Source organism: Traorella sp. mt218 (assembly GCF_055420025.1).
This window is the reverse complement of sequence record NZ_JBVAYM010000019.1, coordinates 1-15,605: the sequence shown is the minus strand read 5'-3', so window position 1 is coordinate 15,605 and position 15,605 is coordinate 1. Positions and strand designations below refer to the sequence as shown.

Sequence of the window (15,605 nt, the reverse complement as noted above, 5' to 3'; positions counted from 1 at the left end):
TGTTTATTTGTTGTATTATTATGTCCGGACAAAAAAAGGCAATACAACAAATAAAAATTATTTGTGGTATTGCCTTAAAGAAATCTCTAAGTAACAAGCCTACTTAAATTATAAGTAATCGCTTACATTTTGTCAATTGTATTTTTAAAATTTTTGATTCTTATCTCTATAAATAAAAAAGCAACAATTTAGCAATCATCATCTTTATAAAGATGTAGTAGAAATAAGATATATTGATAATCACACAAGATTTATATGGAATCCAGCCATCTATCTGATACATTAATTTTTTTTGAAAATATTTTTATAATTTTTGGGAATTTTGACGGTTTGATGGATATATAAGAGTAGGAGGAATTTATGAGAAACATCAATTATCAGTATGATACGTTTTGTAAACAGGTTATCGCCCGCCCCATCTTCCTCGCACATATCCTCAAAAAATGTGTCAGTGAATTTAAATCCTTCGATGTCTCCCTCATTGCTAAGGATTGTATCCGTGATATCTATGTCAATCAGAAAAACATCCATCGCTTCTCCCCTTTTCTTTCCCAGTTTGAAGATGATTCCCTAAAAGAAGGTAAAGCTGTTTTCGACATCTTCTTTGTCGCACGTCTTCCAGACAGTATCCATGATATTGATTTCTATATCAATATCGAAATTCAGGATGACTTCTATCCCGGCTATCCCTTATCGGCAAGGGGTGTCTATTATGGTGGAAGAATGCTTTCCATGCAGTATGAGGATCAGATCAGACATTCCAATTATGGGAACCTAAAAAAAGTCTATTCGATCTGGATCTGTTTGAATGCGCCAAAGGAAGAAAGAGGAAGCATTACGGAAATCTCACTGGACAAAAAGGTACATGTCGGATACAATAGGATTAGAAAAGAAGACTACGACAAACTATCCGTGATCCTGCTTTATCTGGGAAAAGAAAGCGAGGAAGAGATCTTAGGGTTACTGCAGACCTTGCTGGATGAAACGATCCAAAGTGAAAGAAAGCTGGCGATCCTTGAGGAAGAGTATGGCATCGTCATGGACGATGAAACAAGAAAGGAGATCAGAGATATGTGCAACTTAGGCGATTATGTGGAAAACAAAGGCATTGAAAAAGGTATGGCTGAAGGAATGGCAAAAGGGATGACAGAAGGAATAACAAAAGGTATCGAAGAAACAACGTTAAAATTTATAGGATTTATTCAAAACATGATGAAGAATAACAATATGAGTGCAGAAGAAGTATTCGATATGATGCAGATACCAGCAAAAGAGAGGGAAGAGTATCTTACATATCTCAATCATACTTCAAAGTAAAGAATACAAAAACAAAGTATCTACATTAGACGCTTTGTTTTTTTTTAGAAAAATATTAAAATTCTGAATTGATCAAAAAAAAGCGCTTTTTATTTCTTTTCTAAAAACCATAATTAAGGAAAATACAATCATTTTTTTCATCAATTAATACCGTAATATCTTTTATATCAGATACCATTTTGATATTATATTATTCAAAACTGGTACTTAGGAGCCAATTTCTAAAACACACTTTATTTCACCAAAAAATAATCAATTTTAGATTATGAATCATACAACATATTTAGATATACTTACTTGCTTCTTTAATACTTAATTTATCCATTTGATCCTTATATTTATCAATAAATGCTCTTACCCAATCAGGATTTATTTTAGAATAATCTCTTAAAGCCCAGCCAATAGCTTTGTTGATAAAAAATTCGTCACTGCCAAAATTATTCACTAGGATCTTTTCTAATAACTCTGCGTGCGTCTTTTCTTTTCTACATAACTGATGATCGATCGCAATTCTTCTTATCCAAAAATCATCGTCTTGTGACCATTCTATCATCAAAGTATCCACTCTCTGATCTCTTAATCCGATTTCCCCGATCACGCGATCCAAACAATCAATCGTATCCCACCATTGTTTTGTTTGCGCATATTTTTTGATTTTTGGAATATCCTCGTATGTCAAAAAATCATTCATCGCAATTAAATAGTCACAGACAACATACTGAAATTCTCTATGTTCATCTTCATAACATTGATCAAGAAACTCCCAGTCAATTTTTTTCTGTTTCTTTTCTTCTTTGATAATATCTTTATATAGAGCCTTTCGTTTTGGCGTAGGTAATCCATAGAAGGTAAATAGATTTCTCATATATTTAGACATCGAACTTGCATTTTCTTTATCTTCCATTGATTCAAATCTTTGTTTTATCTCACCATATTTATTCATGATACACCTCTATAACTTTTCCTTATTATACCATGACCCTGTCACCTTGTCTTTTTTATTCGAAATATGAAACAATAAAAAAGGCCAGGAATGGATCCTAACCCTTATTCTATAATTTCTCCATCTGTCGATATCGTTACGACCTGCCATGGAATCATCTTGCCGCTGTTTTTTAAAGCTTCGATCACTGCATGTTCAATCCCACCGCAGCATGGCACTTCCATACGTACCACTGTTACGCTTTTGATATCATTATTTTGAATGATGGCCGTTAATTTTTTTGAATAATCAACATCATCTAATTTTGGACAACCGATGAGCGTGATATGATTTCTCATGAACTTCTGATGAAAATTGCCATAGGCATAAGCTGAACAATCGGCCGCTACTAAAAGGCGGGCATCTTTGAAATAAGGAGCATTGATCGGTGCCAGTTTGATCTGAACCGGCCAGTTTCTTAATTCTCCTATGATTTCTTCATGGTCGACAGATGGTGCTTTGTGAACCGGTCCACGATGAATGGCTTTTGGCTGCGATCCCGGACAGGAGCATTGTTTTGATGCCAATACTGCTGCTTCATTATATGCCGGAGCTTCACGCATTTCAAAGCTGATCGCATTCTGTGGACAGGCCGGTAAGCAATCACCCAGACCATCACAATAGTCTTCACGCATCAGTCTTGCTTTCCCATCAACTAAATCAATAGCTCCCTCGTGACAGGCTTCTACACATAGACCGCAGCCGTCACACTTTTCTTCATCAATCTTGATAATCTTTCTTAGCATATCATTACCTCCATGATCATTTTATATGATATGATGATGAAAATATGTTGTAATTACAACAAAAGGGAGTTTTTATGAATTTAAATGAATGTCTGTTATTTAAAGATCTGTCTGTCCAACAGATCACAACCCTTCTTCATGATCTTCATGCCTATGAAAGATCCTATTCAAAAAATCATATCCTTGCCCATCCTCTTGATCATACCGATAAATTCGGTGTCGTATTAAAAGGAAAGCTGCATCTTATCCGCACCGATCATAACGGCAACCAGATCCTTTTAAGTGAAATCAATGAAAATGAACTCTTTATGGAAACCTTTGCCCTTGCCCATGAGCCTCTTCATGTCAGTGTCATCACCCAAAGTGAATGTAAGATCTTATGGATCCCGATCCGCCATCTCTTTTCAAATCAGATCGATAAAAGCTTCTTGATCCATCTTACAAATATCATGGCTCAGAAAAATTTGTTTTTGTCGCAAAGAGTCAATCACTTATCCAAAAGAAAAGCCGAAGAAAAAATCCTTTCTTTTCTTCATGACTATCAATTAAAAAATCAATCTTCTTCTTTTACAATTCCTTTTACACGTCAACAGATGGCCGATTATTTAGGTATGGATCGCAGTGCGCTTTCCTTTGTCCTGACAAAGCTGAAAAAGAAAAAGATTCTTGATTTTCACAAGAATCATTTTATCTTATATTAGCTGATGGCTGCTTCGAGCGCGATCTTCATCATGCTCGTAAAGCTTGTCTGTCTTTCTTCAGCTGTTGTTTCCTTATGAGTCACAAAAGAATCGCTGACCGTGATCAGACAAGCTGCATGCTTGCCTAATACCTTCGCATTGTGGAAAAGCGCAAAGCTTTCCATTTCCACGACATCACAGCCATGGTTTTTATAGAAATCATCCGTACTGTCATCTTCATGATAGAAAACATCGCTTGAATGAATTCTTCCTAAAACCAAAGGAATATCCAGTTTCTTTGCGGCATCAATGATCTTCTGATTCAACTGCGGACTTGGTGTCTGAATATCGGATTCATCGCCGTTCTGCACCTTGGCATACGTCGTTTCGCTCCAGCAGTCTTTTGCCAGAACAGTGTCAAATAAATCTAATTTTGGTGAATAAGCACCTGCTGTACCGATACGGATAATATTCTCAACATCATAGAATTTATATAATTCATAAGAATAAATACCGATGCTTGGCATACCCATACCACTGCCCATAACAGATACTTTATGACCCTTATATGTACCCGTATAACCAAACATATTGCGTACAGAGTTAAACTGCACAGGATTTTCTAAAAAGTTTTCCGCAATAAATTTAGCCCTCAGCGGATCTCCGGGCATCAGAACTGTTTTCGCAATTTCACCTGGTTTTGCGCTAATGTGTGGTGTTGACATTGTTTGTCCTCCTCCTTAAATACCATCTTCATTATACCTTTTTTTTATAAAAAATGATATACTTGAAGCATGAAAAGATTAGAAAGAATCAAAGAAGATATTTTCAAGCTTTATGATACGATTGAAAATGACATGAATCGACAATTATGCCGCAATCATCATTTACATGTTTATCATGAAATGGAAAAGCTCAGTAATGATGAATGTCTTTATATTGCTGCCCTGCTCCATGATATCGGCACCTATTTAGGATTCAGAGGGAAACATGCCTTGACGAGTGCGAAGTTTGCGAAAGAGTTTTTGGAAAAGTATGATTGTTTCAGCACAGAAGAATTAGATCTGATCTATGAGGTGATCGCTTTACACAGCAATAAGGATCAGGTTGATTTTTATGAAGCTGAGCTTTTGAAACAAGCGGATATGAAAGCTCATCACTTAGAAGATTTCTTTTGATATGTATGACAGCAAAAGCTGTCATTTTTTTAAGAGATCAAAGTCCCATTTTCCTTTAAATACAAAAGAATCGATTTCCCTGATTTCTTTCATTTTCTTTACATGCTTTTCTTTCGCACACTTTTTCATGATCTCGATCATTTCCTCAGGAGTAATGATTCCTTTAAACAGATAGATTGAATAAGAACCCGGAATGATATTGATCTCATTCATCATCAAATGATCGCTATATAGAAAATCAAAGCGAACGACCCCACTGCATTCAAAATCAATAAAGCTTTTTCTCGCAAGCTTTTGAATCTCTTGAACAAGTTCTTCTTCTATTTCGGCAGGACAACTACGTGTTGCCGGTTTTTGTTTCACAAGTGAACCGCCATATTTATCACTATAAGAATAATAATCATGATCGATATGAATTTCTTCAATGTTTGAAAGAATCTGTTCATGTTCATTACCAATGACCGCAATATTAAATTCCCTTACATTCTCCAGTTTTTTCTCAACGACCAGCTTATGATCAAAAGCAAAGGATTCACAAATCAAGCGGTCCATTCTCTCATCATCATAGACACAATTAATACCGATCGAGCTGCCGCCTTTTGCCGGTTTCACGATCCACGGCTTCACTAGCGGAATCTCTTTTAAAAGACCTAAATTATTTAAGATCGTATCTTTATGGATCACAACTCCCTCATTATGAGGTACGTGAAATACCTGAAACATTCTTCGCATGAGATCTTTATCCATAAAAACAGCACATGCAGCTAATGAGCTTTGCGCATACGGAAGATCTAAAAGTTCGAATAATCCTTGAATGCTTCCGTCTTCACCACTCACCCCATGCATCAAAGGAAATGCCATATCAATGCCAATCTTTTTGTTCCAAGCCTTTTTTACCTTTAAATAAACATCCTGATGTTTCTTCTCAAAGGTTACTTCCTTACATAAACGCAGATTTACATTGGCATAGAAATCGAAATCATACAGACATTCTCCGATATAAAAACGATTTTCCTTACTTGTATAAACTAAAATAACCTCATCTTCTTTAAAATATTTGACCATCTGTAAAGCAGAAAGAATCGAAATTTCATGTTCTGTCGAGCTTCCGCCATAAACAAGTGCAATCTTCATAGAAACCTCCTACAATAACCTATGCCTTTTTTTCTGAAGCGTTCATCAAAACTTCAGGTATATCATTCTCAATGAGCATCGTATCCCCTTCCTCGATCATCGTCCTCATCAAGATCAAGGCATCCCTCATCGTTGCACAATAAGCCACATTTTCCATATCATAGCCGGCTTCCTTTAAACCGGTAACGATATCACTGCATTCACCAACAAGCACGATTTTCTCACAAAATGCCATCTGTGTGCCAAATACCTGGCTGTAATAGCCATGAAGCTCGCCCAGATCAATAAAGCCCGGCGTCACAAGCAAATGCCTTCCCGGCATCATTTTAAGCACCTCAAGCGAAATACGGGCACTTTCAGGATTTGAATTATAAGCATTATCAATACACATCCCCTTATAAAAAGGTTTGAGTTCCATACGATGTTCAACCGGCTTGGCACAAGCGATCGCCATCTGAATCAAAACAGGATCCACTTTCAAATAATACCCTACACCAATCGCAAACAAACAATTCAGGATATTGTGTTCACCTAAAAGTATTGTTGAAAAATGAACAAGATGATCCCCTAACATCACATCAAACTGACTCCCTAAATGATCACAGACAAGATGGATGGCCTTAAGCTGGGCAGCACTATGAAGTCCCACACGGGTCACTTCACATGCCAGATTCATCTCCTGTTCATGAAGATAAAAGTTATCAAAATTAAAAAAGCCCATTCCCTGCTCCGGCAAAGACTCCAGCAGCTTCATCTTTTCATGAAGGATATTCTCGATCGATTTAAAAGTAGAAAGATGCTGAGGCCCTACAGCTGATACGATACCGATCACAGGCTCTACAAAAGTACATAGATCCTCAATTTCATGCATATGATCTGCACCCATTTCACAAATAAAAACCTCTTGATCACTCATTTCTTCCAATATCGTCTTCGTAATACCCATCTCATTATTATAAGAAGCCTTTGTCTTTAAACATAAATATTTCATCGACAACACATCATAAACAAGATTCTTGATACTAGTTTTCCCATAACTGCCCGTAATACCAATCTTGATTCCCTCAAACCGGTCACATTTTTTCTTTGCCTTCAATACATAACTTTTTCGAATTGAAGTTTCAATCGGATCTGTGATCCAAATATACAGATAAAAGACAAAATGATGAAAGATCATCATAAACAGCATCAACAACTGATTCAATATCTCCCAAAGCACCAAAGATAAACAAAAAAAGGTGATATCCAAAATAATGATCAACGCAAATAAACGCATGATCCTTTTCGTAATCTTTAACTTTTCCTGATATACCTTCGTATTTTTAATGGCTGCAGGCAACATCATCAAGATCACCAAATAATACAGTATGGCAATATCATACGCTTCAAGCAAGATAACGATACCCGACAATAGAATCATTCCTATCAGATCCTTGATTGTCAGATCCATCGTATCTAAATAACGATCCTTCTGATAATGAATCTTTTGAAAAAAACAGATATCATCAATACTTAACAAATTCCAATAAATAAGAACCGCTATCATTGATCAAGTCCCTCCAAAAACTGCTTCACGATGAAACAAAAACGCGCATACTCCTGATAATAAGCAAAATGATCGCCACCCTTAAATACGATAAGAGTACTCTGTGACATCAGCTCATGCATCCTCTTTCCCATCCATAAAGGTGTTTCCTTATCGTATTCACCCCATATAAGCAAAACAGGCACCATGATTTCCTTCATGACCTCACTCAGATCCTGATTCACCGCATCTACCAAAACTTTCCTTAAAAAGACAGATCCCTTTTCATAATCATAACTGCCTTTCATATGAAATCCCTTATGATGAAGAAAAATACGAAGTTTTCTTTTTAGCGATAAGGGGGCACGGATGCCTGCTGCCCCTGTCAGAACCATCGCTTTAACAGGATACTTGGATGCATAAGCGATCGCTACTCTGGCACCAAAAGAATGTGCGATAAAAATCGGATCATAAACATCCTTTGATATAAGAAACGTATGCAATGCATCGACATAATCTTCAAATTGATGATAATCCTCAATTTCATCACTTTTCCCAAAACCAAATAAATCTAAATTAATACATTTATAATCATGTGACAGTAAAGCTGCATGCGGATTCATCAGCTGCATAGAAGCTCCCCAGCCATGAAGAAATACAAGGGGCTGTTGATGGCCCGTAATAAGTGAATTGATATTCAATAGATCCCTCCACTATCATGATATGAAAAAAAGAGAAATTCATTTCTGAACTTCTCTTTTTTGTCATTTCTTCATCTGAATACAATTATTTAGATAAAGCTCTCTTTTTGTTTAAAACAACAAGAATTGCAAGACTCAGAAGAGCCATCATGCCATAGCATCCAATTAAGCTCATATCTGAAGTATTAGGCGTTTCTGTTGGCTTATCTTCACTGCCTGTGTCAGGGTCAGTTGGAGTTTCAGGATTTGTTGGAACATTGCTGCCAGCCTTAACAACTGTAACTTTGATTTCTCTGGTTACACCGTTAGCATCAGCTACGATCACTGTTTCTCCTTCTTTAACAGCAGTAATCACACCATCTTTAACAGTTGCGACACTTTCATCCTGAGATGTCCATGTTACTGGTACCGGATTACCCTCATGATCTTTAGCTGTTACGTTTACTGTTAAAGTAGCACCTTCTTGTAATTCAACCTCAAGACTGTCAAGCTCAAATACATTTGTATCTGTATTCTTATCAGTCCTATCAGCTGATACATAGTAAGTATCTAAAGTGTATTCAAAATCTTCACTTTCATTTGCGATAACTGATTCAATATCAGTTGTACCCCAATAGTTATCAGAAAGATTCGCTTCACCACTTACACCATCTTCATAGAAGCGTACTGCATAGCTTCCGAATGAAGTATCATCAGGACGTGAAACAAAGGCATTTTCACTTAAATCAGCAATTGTTGATCCATAAGCAAAACGAACACCATTTGCTTTCGTGAATGTATTATCTGTTACGGTAACATTTTCAGTACCACCGAAATAAATACCGCTTAAAATATTTTCAAAGCTATTGCCAACATAAGAAATATCGTTTGATGCGGAAACTGTTGGATTTGCCCAATCAGGATTATGATAAGCACTCATCGTATAATTCTTAATGACATTATTTTCAACAAGCATACCATTAATACCTGCACCTGTAGTAATAGCTACTGTATAAGGAGCATTTCCTAATGTTTCTTCAAGAATCAATTCATTGTCCTTGATAACAACATCTTTATATTTACCCTGAAGATAAATTGTAGAAGCATTTGTGTCAAGAGATACTAAATTTGAAGCACCATAGAAATGAATATTTTCAATTGTCAAGCCTTCAAGTTCTTCATCTGTTGTGTTGACAGCTACGACACCAAATAATTCAGCGCCTTCTTCACCAACTAACTTAATGGCCTTATTTAAAATCTTAACTTCTTCTTCATGTCTGCCGCTAGCAACTACAACTGTTTCACCATCTTTAGCAGCATCAACAGCAAGCTGAACACTTGAATACTTATTTTCACCAATTGTAGCAGCTACTTCACCATAAACACCGTTACCTAAATCTTCAAGACCAGTAACTGTTGAAGTTCCTGTACTATTGCTAACAAAAACAGGTAATTTTGTTGTATCACCACCGAATGTTACAACAGCGTTATCATCTACATTCAATGAAGCTTCCTGATCTCTTGCGTCAACATTGACAGCATACCAAGAATTAGCACCCGTAACAAATTCAACGTCACCTTTTAATGTCACATCACTCTGATTTACGATCAAAGGTGCACCACTTTGTGCTGTTGTATGATCCAAAGTAACATTTTCAATAGTTAATGTCGTATCATAAACATCTAATACATGTTTTGCCAATTCATTAGTCTCTAAAGTAACATTCTCTAAAACAGCATTTTCTACCTTATCAAATTTCACAAGATTATTCTGTCCATATGAATTTGTATGGAATGTATCTGAAGCTGTAATTGTGTGTCCATTACCATTGATCGTCAGATTTTCTACAGGATTATCATCTTCTCCAACAAAATATAATCCTTCGTCTAATGTAATATCACTGGCTAATTCAATCGTAGTGTTATCTCTTACATCTTTTGCAATTTGTTGAGGAAGATTTGTTTTGTCATCAACCTTGATTGTCATGCTTTCAACATTGACATTACTTCCGCTAACTCCCGGATTCCAAGCATATCCATAAGTATCAGAATAATATCCAGCATAAGCATTATCGGTAAAATCAATCGTCAGATTTTTAACCGTTACATTACCTTCAGTAACTGTACCAGCACTTACCCATGCACTAAGAGTGACATTCTCCAAAACCGTATTTCCAGCATCTTTAGTATTAATATAAATAGAGCCACCAAATTTACCAGATTCGGATTCTAATGTTACTGTATCAACATCCTTAAGTGTCAGATCTTTTGCATTTACCAATTCAACAACCTTATTTGTACCATCATAATATGTGTTATAATTTGCCTTTAAGGTTACATTTTCAATGGTAACGCCGTTTCCACCAATTGTGACAAAATTCTGTCCGTTCCAATTACCTGTATTTGGATCATAATCACTTGTGATTGTTACATCACCTTCACCAACAATAGTAAGATTATTAGCTGTGATTGGGAATACAAAACCTGTTGCATTATTAATCTTAAGACTAGAATAAGTGTCTATCATGCCTTTTGTAAGAACATACTCTCCAGCTGAAAGCACCCAAGTCTGTCCATCTGCCCCGCCATCAGCCTGGCTAGCAATTGCTGCAGCAAGCTCTGTAGCATTACTGATCTCTACAACATTCTCATTTGTCGTAGTTGCCGTAACATTGGTAACATTCACAGTAGGAACACATACAGATGCTGCCAATGCTAAAGCTAAAAATAATTTAAGCCTTCTCATTTTTATCTCCTTTCCTATGCTTAATTGATCTAAAATGAAACTTTTACGTTCTCTAGTTTTATAATGGAAATGATTGGAAATGTAGCAATTTTCATCATAAAATCATAAATATTTGATTGATAGAAAATTTCTAGGTTTCCAGTCAAATTCTTACCATTTTTTTACATTTTTCGAAAAATGAAAAAAGCATCTGTATCATTTAATACAAATGCTTAATTAAAAGAAATCTTCTGAACCTGATAGCCGGCATCTTTGACTGCTTGACTTAAAGTATCTTCAGATATTTTATTTTTCATATGCACCTCCGCCATTCCATTATCAAGATGTACCTTTGCATATACGCCTTCTAAGGCATTTAAAGCATTTTCTACACGTACTTTACAATGCGAACAGGTCATACCATATATTTTTATTTTTGCTTCGAACGGATAGTGAGAGAGATTCTTATCTTTTATGCGTACTTTTTTAATCGGTTCACTTTCACCTCCGCAGCATCCGCTTTGTAGTTTTTTCATATAGCTCTTGATCGAATAAATACATATCATGATAATAATTAATATCAGAAAAACTTCCATGATGACTCCTCCTGAGTTAGTTTTAACTAACTTTATTATAATCCTACTTCCCTTCCTGTCAAGTCATTTTTATAAAGAAAAAGCTCTTCATAAGAAGAACTTTCATTTAATCGCAGTTATTGAATCTGTTCACTTAAATGCCTGGGTGTCCTTATCAATGCTGTTTCAAAAACACCCTTTTGGAGCGGATGATCCCCTATCAAAATCCTCAATCCAGATCAAGAACATATAAACGAACTTCTTCCATTCGATCACAATAGTCTGATAATTCTTTTCTGCGTGAACATTCTGTCTTTATGACCAACTCATCCACTCCATATATCTTCCCGGCATGTTGATGATCCAAAAAATGATCCGCCTTTCGAGATTCAATATAACAACGCAACCAATTATACTCTTCAATATTTTTAAATCCTTGTGATTGATACCAGCGATTGCCGCTTCATCCTGCTGAGTCCATACCTCACAATAATGAATACCTTTCTCTAAAAGCTTCTTCCTTGCTTCTTTCCATAAATCTAAAGCTATATGTCTGCGTCTGTATTGCGGCAATACCGCTAAATTCCAAATGACTGCCCCTCTATGAGATGAGGCAACGCATAATGTTTTTGGTTTCTTTTCAATCTCCACATCAATCAATCCAACGATCTTCTCATCTTCGCTTGCTACTAAACAAATCGCGTCATTTTCATACTTGACCCGTTTTGTCATCACATCATCATGATACGAGGTATCTAAAAAAGAGTACACGGCAAGCAAGCCACTTTTTTTCATCATCTTCTCGATATGCACGTATGACCATCATCGTCCTCCAAACACAATAAACAAATCTTACTTTTTACTTAATTTCTTAGAAATATATCTCTCGACCCTGTCTACTTCCTTTGGCATCGTCCATCCTGATCGTGAAAAAGCATCCTTGGCATAAGATTTAAATAGATACATACATGATAATAAAGCTTCGCTCATTTCTAAGTTACTGGCCGTATGAAACCACTTTTCCATTAATTCATGGTCATGTTCATCGATATATTCAAAGATCCTTTTATAACATTTTCCAAGCTTTATTTTTTCATGATGATGAAGCTGGATATCAAAGCTCATCATTTTCAGACATTCTTCCATACAGATATGTGTAAAGTAATAATTCGCATATAAAAGATCATGACGTAAGATACCCTTTAAGACATAAAGGGCAATCCAGTAAAATTCATTGATACATGCCAAGGCTTCTGAATGAGAAAGCATCTCGATTTCATAGGTGTGATTAAGATAGTCTTTTTTCGTGCAAAGATTTCTTTTGTCTATGATCACATGAACATTCTCTTCCCGCAAATATTCCTGAAGATCACTAAGAGGAGCTATTTTTAGATCAATGCGATTTCCATCCTGAAACATCATGAGATAGGTGCGGGCATGTTTCAGACATGGCATTGCTTCCGGTTTTTGTAAGATCATGATATCTCCAAAATCTCGAATGAACGTGTCATCAAAATCATTCACATCTTCCACAAAATAAGTAATATCATAGTCACTGAAAACATCCGCTTCATCCGTATTGCGGCTGCTCTCCTGTGTGATAAGCAGGATCCGCTCATCTTTGGCTTTAGAAAGGATCAGCTCCATCATTTCCGACTGACTTCTCATAAAAAGCTCCTTGCCGCTTTATAGCCATACTTTTCTTCAGTTTCTAATACCGCACGATTCACAGCCTTTCCTAAAACATAGGACGCTATCGTGCCTACAACATCAGGACTTGATTTTATTTTACCGGTTGCCAACGCATAGATCGAATCCCCATCCATGGAAGTATTGAGCGGACGTATCGTACGAGCAAGTCCATTGTTTGCCATGGCTGCCACCTTGTTCATTTCTGTTTTATTTAAAGCGGCATTTGTGACGATGGCACCGATCGTCGTATTGAAAGAAAATTTACTGGCGATTTGAAGCAGCTTGACGGCTTCCTGTTCACTGCTCATCATGCCATCCTTTTTCGCATTCAGAAGACCTGCTAACTGATGATTGGAATCCAGCTCATATACATCGCCAATAGCATTGACGACAACGATAGCCCCCACTTGCAAACGGCCTGTCTGCACGGCATAGCATCCTAACCCTGATTTCATCGCAAACTCATCACCGCGTATCTTTCCTACCGTTGCTCCCATACCGGCTCCGACATTGCCATTACGTTCCAGATGTTTTTCACTGTCCACACAAGCTGCATAACCCATTGCTGCATCCGGGCGAACACGATCATCCACACAGCCTAAATCAAAGATACAGGAACCAACGACGATCGGTACTAATGACTTTCCAACCTTTAAGCCGATCTTATGTTCTTCCAAATATTTCATGACACCACCGGCAGCATCCAAACCATAGGCACTGCCCCCGCTTAACAGCAATCCGTGAATACCATCATTACTGGCCGTGGGCTTCAACAGCTCCGTTTCTCTGGAGGCAGGCCCGCCGCCACGCACATCAACTCCACATACAGCCTTCTTTTCACAAAGAATCACACTGCATCCGGTCGCATGCTCTTCATCCTGTGCGTGTCCAATGCGAATCCCTTTGATATCATGTAAACTGATAGGTTTCCATTCACTCATTTTTCCACCTGCTTTCTTATTCATCTATCGATAAATCTATTCTAACATAAAACAAGATGAAAAAAAGATAATTTCATAAAAGCATATTACCATTGACATTTATTGGAAAAAGCCTATAATATACTTAAAATATTTTATTTAAAATATTTTAAGTAATTAAGGAGGAGATCATGCTAGCAGAAGAATTCCAGAAAGTCTATGACATTTTCAAAATGAACTTCTATGCATCTTTATGCCGTAATACGAAAGATTTAAATATGCAGGAAGCTTTCAGCCTAGATATCATATATATGCTGAAGGAACCCACGATCCTTGAATATGCCAGCTATATGGGAATCTCACAGCCCAATGCTACCTATAAGATCAATCAGATGATCGAAAAAGGCTATCTGACTAAAGTGCCAAGCAAAGAAGATAAGCGTGCTTCACATTTAAAGGTCACACAGAAATTTATTGACTGTTATCGGGAAAATGATTTATATATCGCAAAAACGCTCAATCATATTGAAAAGATCTTTGACCCTGAAGAAGTGGCCCTTCTTGAAAAAATGCTTATTAAGATTGATGACGAAATGAAAAAAGGAGAACATACAAATGATTAAAATTATTACCGATTCTACATCCGATATTTCTTTAGAGCTTGCGAAAGAAATGAATATCGAAATCGTACCTCTGATCGTACGTGTTGATGGACATGAATATAAAGACCGAGTTGAACTGTCACCGGAAGAATTTTATAAGCGACTGGAAGAAAAAGATCTGACCCCTTCGACTTCCCAGCCGTCACCTCAAGACTTTTTAAAAGTCTATGAAAAAGCAAAAGAAGCCGGTGATGAGATCTTGGTGATCACACTATCCGCTGAAGTCAGCGGCACTTATCAAAGCGCCATGATTGCGAAAGATCTTCTTGAATATGATAAGATCCAGGTCATCAACAGTGCCAATGCCACTTTTGGATTAAGGATCATCATTGAAAAAGCTCTCCAGTTAAGAAATGAAGGCAAGACGCTTGAAGAAATAGTTTCGATCTTAGAGAAATATAAAGAAAAGGTTCATATCTTTGCCTTAGTAGATACTTTAGAATATTTCTATAAAGGCGGTCGTCTTTCTAAGACCAGTGCAACGGTAGGAACGCTATTAAAATTCAAACCTGTCGTCGGTATCAAAGAAGGAAAGCTTGAATTGTTTGCGAATTGCCGCGGTACCCGTAAAAGCATTTCTAAGATCATCGAGCTTATCCATGAAACAGGTGATATCGATCTGCAGGAACCCGTATGCATCGGCTATACCGGAAATGATGAAGGCTTGGATAAATTTGAAGATCTTTTAAAAGAAGAATTTCATTTTGATAAAGCCATTCATGGCATCGTAGGTCCGGTCATCGGCTCTCATGCAGGGCCGGGCGGGCGAATCATTGCCTTTGTAAGAAA

At 36.9% G+C, this 15,605-nt stretch carries 16 protein-coding genes; 5 read left to right on the top strand and 11 right to left on the bottom strand.

Annotated features, from left to right (window positions below):
• The first annotated feature begins 360 nt into the window (after positions 1-360).
• Positions 361-1,317, top strand: a complete 957-nt coding sequence (locus ACZYT3_RS09655; protein ID WP_464088497.1) for a nuclease/transposase family protein — start codon at positions 361-363, stop codon at positions 1,315-1,317.
• A 283-nt stretch (positions 1,318-1,600) separates the two neighbouring features.
• Here ACZYT3_RS09655 and ACZYT3_RS09650 read toward each other — a convergent pair whose 3' ends face one another.
• A complete protein-coding gene (locus tag ACZYT3_RS09650; protein ID WP_464088496.1) occupies positions 1,601-2,260 on the bottom strand; it encodes a DNA alkylation repair protein in 660 nt (219 codons plus the stop codon).
• A 104-nt stretch (positions 2,261-2,364) separates the two neighbouring features.
• Positions 2,365-3,045 (bottom strand): ATP-binding protein, encoded by a 681-nt coding sequence (locus ACZYT3_RS09645; RefSeq protein ID WP_464088495.1) that lies wholly within the window; start codon positions 3,043-3,045, stop codon positions 2,365-2,367.
• Positions 3,046-3,119: 74 nt separating this feature from the next.
• Here ACZYT3_RS09645 and ACZYT3_RS09640 point away from each other — a divergent pair, with 74 nt between their 5' ends.
• Positions 3,120-3,746 carry a Crp/Fnr family transcriptional regulator gene (locus ACZYT3_RS09640; protein ID WP_464088494.1) on the top strand — a complete coding sequence of 209 codons (627 nt, stop codon included), beginning with the start codon at positions 3,120-3,122 and terminating at the stop codon, positions 3,744-3,746.
• Here the strand turns inward: ACZYT3_RS09640 and deoD are convergent.
• A complete protein-coding gene (deoD, locus tag ACZYT3_RS09635) occupies positions 3,743-4,450 on the bottom strand; it encodes a purine-nucleoside phosphorylase (RefSeq protein WP_464088493.1) in 708 nt (235 codons plus the stop codon). The two genes, ACZYT3_RS09640 and deoD, sit on opposite strands and share 4 nt — an antisense overlap.
• Positions 4,451-4,519: 69 nt before the next feature.
• Here deoD and ACZYT3_RS09630 point away from each other — a divergent pair, with 69 nt between their 5' ends.
• Positions 4,520-4,903 carry an HD domain-containing protein gene (locus ACZYT3_RS09630; RefSeq protein ID WP_464088492.1) on the top strand — a complete coding sequence of 128 codons (384 nt, stop codon included), beginning with the start codon at positions 4,520-4,522 and terminating at the stop codon, positions 4,901-4,903.
• Positions 4,904-4,924: 21 nt separating this feature from the next.
• Here the strand turns inward: ACZYT3_RS09630 and ACZYT3_RS09625 are convergent, their stop codons facing one another.
• From ACZYT3_RS09625 to ACZYT3_RS09590, 8 genes are all read right to left on the bottom strand, one after another.
• Positions 4,925-6,037, bottom strand: coding sequence for an ATP-binding protein (locus ACZYT3_RS09625; protein WP_464088491.1), 1,113 nt, complete (start codon positions 6,035-6,037; stop codon positions 4,925-4,927).
• A 19-nt stretch (positions 6,038-6,056) separates the two neighbouring features.
• Complete coding sequence (locus tag ACZYT3_RS09620) at positions 6,057-7,583, bottom strand: Mur ligase family protein (RefSeq protein WP_464088490.1); 1,527 nt, start codon at positions 7,581-7,583, stop codon at positions 6,057-6,059.
• Positions 7,580-8,263: an alpha/beta fold hydrolase gene (locus ACZYT3_RS09615; protein WP_464088489.1), complete on the bottom strand. Its 684-nt coding sequence runs from the start codon at positions 8,261-8,263 to the stop codon at positions 7,580-7,582. The genes ACZYT3_RS09620 and ACZYT3_RS09615 overlap by 4 nt, the downstream gene beginning before the upstream one ends.
• A gap of 85 nt (positions 8,264-8,348) precedes the next feature.
• Entirely contained in the window at positions 8,349-10,988 is a 2,640-nt protein-coding gene (locus ACZYT3_RS09610) for a hypothetical protein (RefSeq protein ID WP_464088488.1), read from the bottom strand.
• Positions 10,989-11,200: 212 nt separating this feature from the next.
• A complete protein-coding gene (locus ACZYT3_RS09605; protein ID WP_071442214.1) occupies positions 11,201-11,563 on the bottom strand; it encodes a heavy-metal-associated domain-containing protein in 363 nt (120 codons plus the stop codon).
• A 294-nt stretch (positions 11,564-11,857) separates the two neighbouring features.
• A complete protein-coding gene (locus ACZYT3_RS09600; RefSeq protein ID WP_464088487.1) occupies positions 11,858-12,337 on the bottom strand; it encodes a GNAT family N-acetyltransferase in 480 nt (159 codons plus the stop codon).
• A 57-nt stretch (positions 12,338-12,394) separates the two neighbouring features.
• Complete coding sequence (locus ACZYT3_RS09595) at positions 12,395-13,210, bottom strand: aminoglycoside 6-adenylyltransferase (RefSeq protein ID WP_464088486.1); 816 nt, start codon at positions 13,208-13,210, stop codon at positions 12,395-12,397.
• A complete protein-coding gene (locus ACZYT3_RS09590; protein ID WP_464088485.1) occupies positions 13,207-14,175 on the bottom strand; it encodes a P1 family peptidase in 969 nt (322 codons plus the stop codon). Before ACZYT3_RS09590 ends, ACZYT3_RS09595 begins: the two co-directional genes overlap by 4 nt.
• Before the next feature lie 170 nt (positions 14,176-14,345).
• Here ACZYT3_RS09590 and ACZYT3_RS09585 point away from each other — a divergent pair, with 170 nt between their 5' ends.
• Together ACZYT3_RS09585 and ACZYT3_RS09580 are read left to right on the top strand one after the other, a co-directional pair.
• On the top strand, positions 14,346-14,777 hold the full coding sequence (locus ACZYT3_RS09585; protein ID WP_294561875.1) for a MarR family winged helix-turn-helix transcriptional regulator: 432 nt from the start codon (positions 14,346-14,348) through the stop codon (positions 14,775-14,777).
• Positions 14,770-15,605, top strand: an 836-nt coding sequence (locus ACZYT3_RS09580) for a DegV family protein (RefSeq protein ID WP_464088484.1), incomplete at its 3' end; no start/stop codon positions are given. The genes ACZYT3_RS09585 and ACZYT3_RS09580, both read left to right, overlap by 8 nt.

What these genes read in the sequence shown, in the direction of transcription:
- deoD (WP_464088493.1), bottom strand. Translation starts at nt 4,450, where the DNA reads ATGTCAACACCACACATTAGCGCAAAACCAGGTGAAATTGCGAAAACA.
- ACZYT3_RS09590 (WP_464088485.1), bottom strand. Translation starts at nt 14,175, where the DNA reads ATGAGTGAATGGAAACCTATCAGTTTACATGATATCAAAGGGATTCGC.
- ACZYT3_RS09610 (WP_464088488.1), bottom strand. Translation starts at nt 10,988, where the DNA reads ATGAGAAGGCTTAAATTATTTTTAGCTTTAGCATTGGCAGCATCTGTA.
- ACZYT3_RS09655 (WP_464088497.1), top strand. Translation starts at nt 361, where the DNA reads ATGAGAAACATCAATTATCAGTATGATACGTTTTGTAAACAGGTTATC.
- ACZYT3_RS09605 (WP_071442214.1), bottom strand. Translation starts at nt 11,563, where the DNA reads ATGGAAGTTTTTCTGATATTAATTATTATCATGATATGTATTTATTCG.
- ACZYT3_RS09650 (WP_464088496.1), bottom strand. Translation starts at nt 2,260, where the DNA reads ATGAATAAATATGGTGAGATAAAACAAAGATTTGAATCAATGGAAGAT.
- ACZYT3_RS09625 (WP_464088491.1), bottom strand. Translation starts at nt 6,037, where the DNA reads ATGAAGATTGCACTTGTTTATGGCGGAAGCTCGACAGAACATGAAATT.
- ACZYT3_RS09595 (WP_464088486.1), bottom strand. Translation starts at nt 13,210, where the DNA reads ATGAGAAGTCAGTCGGAAATGATGGAGCTGATCCTTTCTAAAGCCAAA.
- ACZYT3_RS09630 (WP_464088492.1), top strand. Translation starts at nt 4,520, where the DNA reads ATGAAAAGATTAGAAAGAATCAAAGAAGATATTTTCAAGCTTTATGAT.
- ACZYT3_RS09640 (WP_464088494.1), top strand. Translation starts at nt 3,120, where the DNA reads ATGAATTTAAATGAATGTCTGTTATTTAAAGATCTGTCTGTCCAACAG.
- ACZYT3_RS09600 (WP_464088487.1), bottom strand. Translation starts at nt 12,337, where the DNA reads ATGAAAAAAAGTGGCTTGCTTGCCGTGTACTCTTTTTTAGATACCTCG.
- ACZYT3_RS09645 (WP_464088495.1), bottom strand. Translation starts at nt 3,045, where the DNA reads ATGCTAAGAAAGATTATCAAGATTGATGAAGAAAAGTGTGACGGCTGC.
- ACZYT3_RS09620 (WP_464088490.1), bottom strand. Translation starts at nt 7,583, where the DNA reads ATGATAGCGGTTCTTATTTATTGGAATTTGTTAAGTATTGATGATATC.
- ACZYT3_RS09585 (WP_294561875.1), top strand. Translation starts at nt 14,346, where the DNA reads ATGCTAGCAGAAGAATTCCAGAAAGTCTATGACATTTTCAAAATGAAC.